This is a genomic window from Variovorax sp. Sphag1AA (genome assembly GCF_014192575.1).
Lineage (GTDB): Bacteria > Pseudomonadota > Gammaproteobacteria > Burkholderiales > Burkholderiaceae_C > Variovorax.
Genome location: NZ_JACHYC010000008.1, coordinates 1 through 9,191, shown reverse-complemented (window position 1 = coordinate 9,191; position 9,191 = coordinate 1). Strand labels below are relative to the sequence as shown.

Here is a 9,191-nt window from a genome sequence, read left to right as displayed (position 1 = left end):
GTCCTGGAATCGGGCAGGGAAGTGAAATCAGAAAAGGGAGTGTGTTTTGAGAAATCGATTGAACGCTGCACGTGAGTGCGGCCGAGTAATTGGCGCTGCGCTGATCCTGGCGTTTTCCATATTGCATGGTTCGGCCAGCCATGCGGCTGATGTCAGATGGCCGGCGATGCATATTATTTCCTTCGACGCTGACCCAATCATTTTGCGCGAGAAGTCGTGGCCGCCCGAAATCATGGGCTCCTCTGGGCCCGAAGTCTGTGCGCAAATGAATGCTCATGCTGACAGACTCTGGATAGCTGGCACGACCTGGAGCTTTTGCCCCGCGCAGATTTCGTGCCAGTTCTCCGATGAGGCATGCAATCCGGATACCGGATGGAACTGGACAATCGGTGCTTATTGCTCGCCCGTACCGCTGATGAAGCCCAGGCCTTCAGGGGCGTCACGAATCACCCTTGACTACACAAATCCAAGCCAAGCGATGTGTGTTTGCCCCGAGGGAACCAAGCCGGAACCGGAGAGCGGCTCGTGTATCAAGAGGAAGCCGATTGTGGTTGGGTTCTTCAATGGGGTGTGGAATACGGATAAGCAGGCGGGCGCCGGACTTCAATCGCTAGAGGAACTCATTGGGCCAACATACCAAGGCACCAAACTGCAGTATGAAAGCTTCTACAACCAGACAGGTACGGGTAACGGCAGCACTGCTTTGCAAGACATCGCCGAAGTCTTCATCCAGCGCGGCAAGGAACTCGATGGCGTGCTCAACAACCGCTGGGAGCACTACTGGGAGTTGCTCGCCGGCAAGCATGCAGAAGGCGACTCGCTGACGGCCCGTCTGCTCAATGGATTGGGCAATGGGGCGTCAGCTCTGGCCGGGCTGTTCGATGCGACCTTCAATGCCACGCTCGGCCAGATGTTCAGCGGCTATTCGCAGATGCTCAGCAAACCGCCCACCGCCGCAGACGTGGCGGGCCAGCTTCAAAAGCTCCGGGACTTGGCCGACGAGGACTATTCCTTCGTCCTCATCGCGCATTCACAGGGAAATCTTTTCGTCAACAGCGCCTATGACGGGCTTCGTAGCAGCCACCCGGGCACCGCGGCCGATGTCGTCCATGTAGCCCCGGCTTCGCCCACCTTGCGCGGTGAGCACCTGCTGGCCGATATCGATCTGGTCATCAATGGGCTGCGCGTGCAGGGCATCAACTCCGTGGCGTCGAACAACGTCAACCTGCCGATCAGCAAAAGCGATCTGAGCGGCCACACCTTGGTCGGGACCTATCTCGATACGGCGCGCGCTGCGCGGGAAAAGATCAACGGAATGGTGCAGGCCGTGCTCGGCAAGCTCTAGGTTCAATACAGGGAGAAGAATCAAATGACATCTTTCAAATCGTTTATCGGTGGTGTTCTCTTGGCCACAGCGCTTGTAGCCTGCGGTGGTGGCAGTGGCGGCGGTTCTGGATTCTTCGGGACGGGCGAGGGGGCCTCCACGTCCCCAGCCGGCAGTTCGTCCGAACCGCCGTCTAGCGCGTCATCCGGCTCATCGCCCGTCGCGGCGGGCAATCTGACGCTCGCTCAGCAGATTGAACTGCTGGAACGAAAGGGTGGCTACCCGGCATTGGATCGCTCGTCCGACATCGCAGGGCCTGACGCCAACAAGAACGGCGTGCGCGACGACATCGAGGCTTGGATCAATACGCTCAATGTGACCGAGCCGCAGCGCAAGGCACTTATGCAGGATGCGCGCGCTACGCAGGGGACTCTGCTTGTTGACTTGACGGACAAAGCGGCCGTGCAGCGTGTCGGCGAAGGTCTGATGGCTTCCAACCACTGCGGCTCAATCAGATTCAAGCCGTTCGCCGAATTCATTGGGCCCAGTCAGAAGATCGAAGCCATGACCGCGAACACGCGCCAACGAGCGGCACGTTATATGCAATACAACAAGGCGCGTTCGGGCAGCAGCACGACTCTCCCGAACTACGACACCTGCGAGCTTTAGGTGCTTGTGTTCGGAAAGTAGCTCATTGGCGGGCAGGGTAGGCGCCCGGGGTTGCACCAAGGCATTCTTCCTCGTTGCCAAACCGCGGCCCCCCACCCCACAATGCGCCGGCCACATCAACGAAGGACGAACGAATGATCTCTCGCTTCCTGGCGCTTCTGCCGCTGTTGTTGACCTCCTTGCTCCTGGGTGCGTGCGCAAACCCTCCAGGCACGACGCCCAAGGACACGCTGGCCCGCATCAGCCAGACGCAGACGATCAAGCTGGGGTTCCGGGAGGATGCAAAGCCATTCGCCTTCAGGGGGCCTGACGGGGCGCCCACCGGATATTCCGTGGAGCTCTGCAAGCGCGTCGCGAATTCCCTGAAGACGCAACTCAATCTTGCCAAGCTGGACGTGCAGTGGGTGCCGGTGACCGTCGCCTCTCGCATTCCGGCGGTGGTCGATGGCACCGTCGACCTCGAATGCGGAAGCACCTCGCGCACGCTCGGGCGTGAGCGGCAGGTCGACTTCAGCAACACCATCTGGGTCGAGGGCGCGTCGTATGTGTCGCTGTCTTCCAAGCCGATCGCGCGCGCGGTCGACCTCAACGGAAAGCGCGTGGGAGTGATTCCCGGGTCGACCACGGAGAAGGTACTCAGGGGCCTCTCGGATCGCGGCATCGTGCCGGTCTTCGTCACGGTCCAGACGCATACCGACGGCATCGCTGCGGTGCGCGACGGCCGCGCCGATGCGTATGCGACGGATCGCCTCATCCTCGTGGGCGAAGTGCTGGGCGGGCCGGCGGGCACCACGCTGCGCCTGAGCGACGACTACCTCTCGATGGAGACCTATTCGCTGATGATGCGCCGCGACCCGGACATGCGCCTTGCAGTGAACCGGGCACTCTCGGAGGTCTACCGCAGCGGCGAGATCGTGAACGTGTTCCGCCAGACCTTCGCGCCCGGCACCGTGCCTTCGCCGTTGATCGAGGCGGTGTACCTGCTGAACGCGCTGCCGGAGTGAGGGTGGACCTAGCCGGGGCTGCCTGCCGCGATCGCATCGCGTAGTTGCGCCTCGTAGGCCCGCTTGTACGCAGGCCGCGCTTCTCCGCGTGCGACATAGGCGGACAGGTTCGGATATTCGTCCAGGATGCCCGAAGGCCGCGACCTGAGCAGCACCGACACCATCATGAGGTCGCCCGCGCTGAAGGCTCCGTCGAGCCAGTCGGCGTCGCCCAGATGCGCCGAGAGCTGCGCCAGCCGCGCGCGGACGCGATCTTTGACCAGAGGCATGCGCGCCTCGCTCCATGGCTTGTCGCCCTCCAGGATCTTTGCGGTCGAGAGTTCGAGGATCGGCGGCTCCACCGTGTTGAGAGCGGCAAACAGCCAGGTGATCGCGCGTGCCCGTGCGCTGGGGTCGTCCGGCAGCAGGCCGGCATGTCGCGAGGCGATATGGAACACGATCGCTCCGCTCTCGAACAGCACGAGATCGCCTTCCTCGTAAGTGGGGATCTGGCCGAAAGGGTGCAGCGCGAGATGGGCGGGCTCTTTCATCGCAGCGAACGAAACATGCCGGACCTCGAAAGGAATGCCCGCTTCCTCGAGCGCCCAGCGGACGCGTGTGTCGCGCGCCAGGCCTTTGCCGCCATCAGGTGAGCGTTCGAATGCGGTGATGGTCACAGTCATGCTGAGGTCTCCGGCAGGAAGGGTCACACATCCGGATGATGACGCAGATCGAGGTCGGTGCTACGTTGCGCATGCGTCCGGTTGTCGACAAGACATGACGAGGAGGGCAACATGCGCAAGCTCCAGCGCTGGTTGTTGGCATGGGTCATCCTGCTTGCGAGCTTCCTCGTGCTTGCCCATTCAGATCCCTTCGCGCTCGGCGGTTGCCATACACGGGCCGAGCTGTTTGCCAGGGTAGGGCCGCATCTAGAGCACGTGTTGTCGATGTGGGGAAGCTCGGAACTGTCCGCGTACGAACACGACTACGAGTTCGCGATGATGGTTCGCGTGATCGACGGCGTTCGTTCGCCGGTCATCCTTCAGGCGAGGCAACCGGCCGTGGCAATGCGACCGACCGTGTTCTGCGCTTGGCTGAGGTCGATTGCCGCGCCTTCCTCCCTGGCCCATATGAAGCCTGGGAATCCGCCGGCGGTCGATGTGCTGCTGTTGCCGAACGCCAACGAGGCGCTGGCCCGCGCGCATTGCCGCGAGGCCATCGATCGCCATTTCGAGCGCTGGGGCGATCGGCTCGCCCCGCATGGCGGAGGCTACGTCCCGAACCTCGACGCCTACCTCATCGCGGAAGGTGCAAAGGGGCGAACGCCGGCGCAGATGCAGCAGTCCCTCGACGAGCAACGCGAAGCACTCGTTGCCGAGGCGACGAGCGGGCGAAGCCTCTTGTGCGACAGCTATCCGTCGCTCAAGGAAAGGCTCTTGAAGATGGGTTTCAGACTGGTGGCCGCATTTCATGCGGACCAGCTGCGGTTCGATGGATCGGTGGGCCACCATGATCAATCCATTGCATTGTTTCTGACCAGTGGTACGCCGGCAGCATGGAGGCTGTACAGGGTCGAAGGGCACGGGACTGCGATCCACCAGGCTTCGGGTGGCGAGTTTCACGTGGGCGGTGCGCAGTACCTGCCGGCGACCGGGGCCCGAAGGTAGCGTGGAGATGCCGGCGTTCAGCCGGCCCACGGACTGTGATTTAGCGTGTACTCGCCGAGCGTGCTCTGCCCACTGTTGGCATGCGCGATCAACCGCACCGTCAACACATGCGCGGGCAATCCGCGCACGATCGCGATCTTCGGCACCATGAGGATCTGGCCGCTCGCAGGGTCGAAGGGGATGTCTTCCGCGCGGTACTCGGCATCTTGAGCGAACGAAAGACGCAGCACTGCATCGATGCGTTCGACACCCGCCAGCGGTGCCTCGATGCGGGCCACCAGCACTTCGTCCTCCGGCGCGGCGCTGCAGTTGACACTGCCGTTGTGCGCAAGGCGATATTCGCGCACGCGCCGCCCCTCATCGACCAGCCGCTGCACGAAGGCCCCGCTCACGAAGGCATGCACCAGCCCAAGGTCGAACGCGCGGCGCACCGCATCGCCGAGGGCGACGAGGTCGTCCAGCGTACGGCCGCAGGGGTCGCAGCCGAGCAGGTGCAGGTCGATAGCGTCGGTTTGCGTTTCATCCGTCTCGCCGAGCCAGTAGGCCAGGAGCGTCTGCTCGTCGAGGTGCGGGGCATTCATGCAGTGAGCTCCCGGCCACCTTCCACGCATCGGCGCAATTGCGCGATGCCTCGATGGCGGATCACTCGGACGTTGCCGGCGGTGAGCCCCAGTTCGCCCGCGACCTCATCGGCAGCTTTCTCGTCGTAGAAGCTCATGAGGAGCACGCTGCGCTCGCGTTCGCGCAGCGCATCGAGGCAGCGGGCGACGCGCTCGTGGTCGCGGCGCGGCGCGATGGCGATCTCCGGCGTGGCCAGCATCTCGCCGTGGCGCTCCAGCAGGCTTTCCCGGCGCGATTCCTTCCGATGCATCGCGAGCACCAGCGTGCGGCAGCTTCCGAAGATGAAGGACACCACCCGCTCGGGCTCGCGGACGCGGCCGGTGCGGAGCTGATCGAGCACGAGCAGCATCACCTGCTGCATCAGGTCGTCCGCTGCCGAGGCATCGCGCAGGTGGCGAAGCCCGTATCGGCGCACGCGCGGGGCGAGATGGCGGTAGAGCGCCGCTTCGGCCTCGACGTCCCGCGCCGCGCCTGCGCCCGCAATGCGCAGGGCGAGCCTGACCTCGGCCTCGGTTTCCGCGGATTCCGCTCGCACGGCGTTCGACATGGGGCCGAGCTTAGCGACGCGCACGCGGAATTTCCAGATGGCTGTAACGACAGGGCGCGTCACGACACAACCTGCGGTCATTCACCCCACGGACACAAGGAGACCCGCATGATCACCAACGCCGCCGCCGGCACCAATGTGCAGGAAATCGCCACCGGCATCTTTCGCATCAACACGCCCGTGCCGCTGCCCGACGGCCAGCTCTTCAGCTTCAACCAGTACCTGGTGGTGGATGACGAGCCCTTGCTCTTTCACACCGGGCCGCGCCAGCTCTTCCCGCTGGTGAGCGAGGCGATCGCGCGCGCGATGCCGATCGAGCGGCTGCGCTACATCGGCCTGTCGCATGTGGAAGCCGACGAGTGCGGCGCGATGAACCTGCTGCTGGCGGTTGCGCCGCAGGCGGTGCCGCTCTGCGGTCAGGTCGCGGCGATGGTCTCGATGACCGATCTGGCCGACCGGCCGCCGCGCGCGATGGCCGATGGCGAGGAGCTCGACCTGGGCAGCCACACGATCCGCTGGTTCGACATGCCCCATGTGCCGCACGGCTGGGAATGCGGGCTGATGATGGACACCCGCACGCGCACGCTGTTCTGCGGCGATCTCTTCACGCAAGGCGGGCCGAGCGAGAAGGCGCTGACCAGCGCCGACATCCTTGGCCCGAGCGAGGCGTTCCGGCTGCAGATGGACTATTTCGCGCACGCCCCGCAGACGGCGGAGCGGCTGGCGGCACTGGCCGCGCAGTCACCGCGCGTGATGGCGGTGATGCACGGAAGCGCCTGGGAGGGGGATGGTGCCGCGCTGCTGCGGCACCTGGGGGAGGCGCTCAGTGCTCCTTCGGCAGGTTCAGGCTCTGCAGCACAGGCAGCCAGCGCTCGGACTCGGTCTTGACGAACTTTGAAAGCTCTTCCGGCGTGCTGCCGCGCGGCTCCATGCCGATGGTGCGGGCGCGGGCCACGAATTCAGGATCGGCGATCACCTGGTTGACGGCCTTGTTCAGGCGGTCGATCGCTGCCCTCGGTGTGCCGGCCGGTACCGAGAACGAATACCAGAGCGTCGCTTCGAGGTCGTAGCCCTGTTCCTTGAAGGTGGGCGCATCGGGCACCTGCGACAGGCGCTTGGAATCCATCACGCCAAGCACGCGCAGCTTGCCGGACTTGATGTAGGGCAGCGACCCGGTGATCGAAGTGCCATGGATGTCGATCTGGTCACCCAGCAGCGCCTGCAGGGCGGGTGCGTCGCCGTTGAACGGAATGTGCGTCGCGGTGATGCCGGCGTTCTTCTCGAACACCATCGGCGCGAGGTTAGTCAGGATGGCCGCGCCGGGCGATCCGCGGTTGATCTTGCCGGGGTTCTTCTTCGCGTACTCGACCATCTCCTTGATGTTCTTGTACGGCAGGTCGGTGCGGCCCACGATGATGGCCGGCTGGTAGGCGATCTGCGTGACCGGCGCGAAGTCCTTCTGCGGGTCATAGGGCAGCTTGTCGTACAGGACGGCGTTGCTCGCGAGCGTTCCCATCGACGAGACCAGCACCGTCTGCCCGTCCGGCTTGGCGCGCGCCACGTAGTCGGCGGCGATGATGCCGCTCGCACCGGGCTTGTTCTCGATGATGACGTTCATCCCGTGCTTGCTCAGCTCCTGGGCGAGGATGCGGCAGTACTGGTCGGTGCCGCCGCCGGCGGCGAAGGGAACGACGATGCGGGTGACCTGCTGCTGAGCCAGCGCAGACCCGACGGCACAGGCCCCGATCACGAGGCCCGCGATGAATTTCCGGTAGCTCACTTTGTCTCCTGTTTCCGGTCCGGTGTCGGACTCGCTGAATCCAGTCTAGTTCGCATGCCGGGCGTGGGATCTGCAAGGAGTGAAAAGATGCTTTCCGCGTCCTGCACAACGCGAGGGCCGGGCTAGGTCGGAGCCTGCTCGTCCCGCAGCGCCTCCGCCACGAAATCCACGAAAGCCCGCACCTTCAGCGGCAACACCTGGCTCTGTCGGAACACCGCGAAGATGCCGTTCGAAAACGCCCGCACCGCAAATCGATAGTCCGGCAGCAGCCGCACGAGCGAGCCGTCCTGCAGGTTGCTGCGCACCGTGGGCTCCGACAGCAGCGCAACGCCCATGCCGCCCAACGCGGCCAGGCGTAGCAGTTCGCCGTTGTTGGCGCTCAGCACGCCCTGGATGGGCAACTCCTGTTGCTCGCCGTTCTCGTCGACGTACTTCCACGAGATCGCCTCGTGCTCCCTCCGGTATGTCAGGCAGCGCACGTCCGGCAGGTCCCGTGGGTGCTTGATGCGCGAGTAGGTCTTGACGAACGCGGGGCTGGCGACCAGCACTTCATCGCTCGACAGGAGCCGCTTGATGACGAACCCGGAGTCGTTCGATTCGCCGGTGCGGATGTCGACGTCGAAGTCGTGCTCGACGAGATTGACCGGGTGCTCCGACAGTTCGATCTCCACGCGGATGTCCGGGTAGCGCTGCGCGAAGCGCGGCAGGAGCGGTGCCACCACACGCAGGCCGATATGGGTGCGCGAATGCACGCGCAGGCGTCCCTCGGGCCGCTGGCGTGCATTGCGGGCCGCCTGCTCGGCCTCGGCCATGGCCTCCAGCACGCCTTCGGCACGCTCCAGGAAAGCCTGGCCGGCTTCGGTCATCTTAAGGTTGCGGCTGGTGCGATCGACCAGTTGCACGCCCAATTCCTCTTCGAGCGCACTGATGCGACGCGAGATCGTGGCCGGCGACAGGCTGAGGCTGCGGGCGGCCGCCGAGAGGCTGCCCTTCCTCTGCGTGGTGACGAAGATCCTCAGCGAATCGAGGGCCTTCATTGCTTGGAGAGGCCGCCACTGCCATAGGGACGCGTGAGCAGTTCCAGCACATGGCCGTCGGGATCGTCCCAGTAGACGCCTCGACCGCCGTCGTTGTGGTTGATGTGGCCCACGTGCTCGTGGCGCGGATCAGCCCAGTAGGAAAGGCCACGAGCGCGGATGCGGTCGAAGATCACGTCGAACTCGTCCTCGCTCACGAGAAATGCGAAGTGCTGGACGGGGAATTCGCCCTCGTCGCGGATGTAGTCGAGCGTCACGCCGTTGTCCACCGTCACGCCCTGGAAGGGGCCGAAGGGCACCGGCGCGCCGAAGCCCAGGATCTCGGACAGGAAGGTGGCGGACGCCAGCGGATCGCGGGCCGAGACGATGGTGTGGTTGAGCTGGATCATGGTGGTAGCTGGATCGACCTCGCTGCGACATCGTGATCGACGCATTTTGATTGAGTGCTATCGACCCGGCGCGCAAAATTGACGTCTCCCCCGAATCCGGTCATTTCTAAACTGGAGTCGGGCGGCTTCCGGCTTCGTTCTCTGACCTCTTTTTGACGAACTCACTCGGGGTCA

The 9,191-nt window shown here is 64.3% G+C and carries 11 protein-coding genes; 5 read left to right on the top strand and 6 right to left on the bottom strand.

Translation table 11 applies throughout. From position 1 onward, the window contains the following. The first annotated feature begins 58 nt into the window (after positions 1–58). The 3 genes from FHW64_RS28125 (at position 59) to FHW64_RS28115 (ending at position 2,997) form a co-directional block, all read left to right on the top strand. Positions 59–1,345 (top strand): hypothetical protein, encoded by a 1,287-nt coding sequence (locus FHW64_RS28125; protein WP_184531554.1) that lies wholly within the window; start codon positions 59–61, stop codon positions 1,343–1,345. Positions 1,346–1,369: 24 nt separating this feature from the next. Next, complete coding sequence (locus FHW64_RS28120; RefSeq protein ID WP_184531553.1) at positions 1,370–1,993, top strand: hypothetical protein; 624 nt, start codon at positions 1,370–1,372, stop codon at positions 1,991–1,993. 134 nt (positions 1,994–2,127) lie between these two features. Further along, positions 2,128–2,997: an amino acid ABC transporter substrate-binding protein gene (locus FHW64_RS28115; protein WP_184531552.1), complete on the top strand. Its 870-nt coding sequence runs from the start codon at positions 2,128–2,130 to the stop codon at positions 2,995–2,997. 8 nt (positions 2,998–3,005) lie between these two features. Here the strand turns inward: FHW64_RS28115 and FHW64_RS28110 are convergent, their stop codons facing one another. Continuing rightward, positions 3,006–3,659, bottom strand: a complete 654-nt coding sequence (locus FHW64_RS28110; RefSeq protein WP_184531551.1) for a glutathione S-transferase family protein — start codon at positions 3,657–3,659, stop codon at positions 3,006–3,008. 111 nt (positions 3,660–3,770) lie between these two features. On the opposite strand from FHW64_RS28110, the gene FHW64_RS28105 reads away from it, so the two are divergent. Further along, positions 3,771–4,643: a hypothetical protein gene (locus tag FHW64_RS28105; protein ID WP_184531550.1), complete on the top strand. Its 873-nt coding sequence runs from the start codon at positions 3,771–3,773 to the stop codon at positions 4,641–4,643. A gap of 17 nt (positions 4,644–4,660) precedes the next feature. Here the strand turns inward: FHW64_RS28105 and FHW64_RS28100 are convergent, their stop codons facing one another. Both FHW64_RS28100 and FHW64_RS28095 read right to left on the bottom strand, forming a co-directional pair. Further along, positions 4,661–5,224, bottom strand: a complete 564-nt coding sequence (locus FHW64_RS28100) for a hypothetical protein (RefSeq protein ID WP_184531549.1) — start codon at positions 5,222–5,224, stop codon at positions 4,661–4,663. Continuing rightward, a complete protein-coding gene (locus FHW64_RS28095) occupies positions 5,221–5,835 on the bottom strand; it encodes an RNA polymerase sigma factor (protein WP_184531548.1) in 615 nt (204 codons plus the stop codon). The genes FHW64_RS28100 and FHW64_RS28095 overlap by 4 nt, the downstream gene beginning before the upstream one ends. A gap of 84 nt (positions 5,836–5,919) precedes the next feature. Between FHW64_RS28095 and FHW64_RS28090 the strand changes: the two genes are divergently transcribed. Beyond that, positions 5,920–6,699, top strand: coding sequence for an MBL fold metallo-hydrolase (locus FHW64_RS28090; protein WP_184531547.1), 780 nt, complete (start codon positions 5,920–5,922; stop codon positions 6,697–6,699). Here FHW64_RS28090 and FHW64_RS28085 read toward each other — a convergent pair. From FHW64_RS28085 to FHW64_RS28075, 3 genes are all read right to left on the bottom strand, one after another. Further along, a complete protein-coding gene (locus FHW64_RS28085; RefSeq protein ID WP_184531546.1) occupies positions 6,635–7,591 on the bottom strand; it encodes a tripartite tricarboxylate transporter substrate binding protein in 957 nt (318 codons plus the stop codon). The genes FHW64_RS28090 and FHW64_RS28085 overlap by 65 nt on opposite strands. A 122-nt stretch (positions 7,592–7,713) precedes the next feature. Continuing rightward, on the bottom strand, positions 7,714–8,628 hold the full coding sequence (locus FHW64_RS28080) for a LysR family transcriptional regulator (protein WP_184531545.1): 915 nt from the start codon (positions 8,626–8,628) through the stop codon (positions 7,714–7,716). Next, positions 8,625–9,017: a VOC family protein gene (locus FHW64_RS28075; RefSeq protein WP_184531544.1), complete on the bottom strand. Its 393-nt coding sequence runs from the start codon at positions 9,015–9,017 to the stop codon at positions 8,625–8,627. The genes FHW64_RS28080 and FHW64_RS28075 overlap by 4 nt, the downstream gene beginning before the upstream one ends. Between the last annotated feature and the right edge of the window lie 174 nt (positions 9,018–9,191).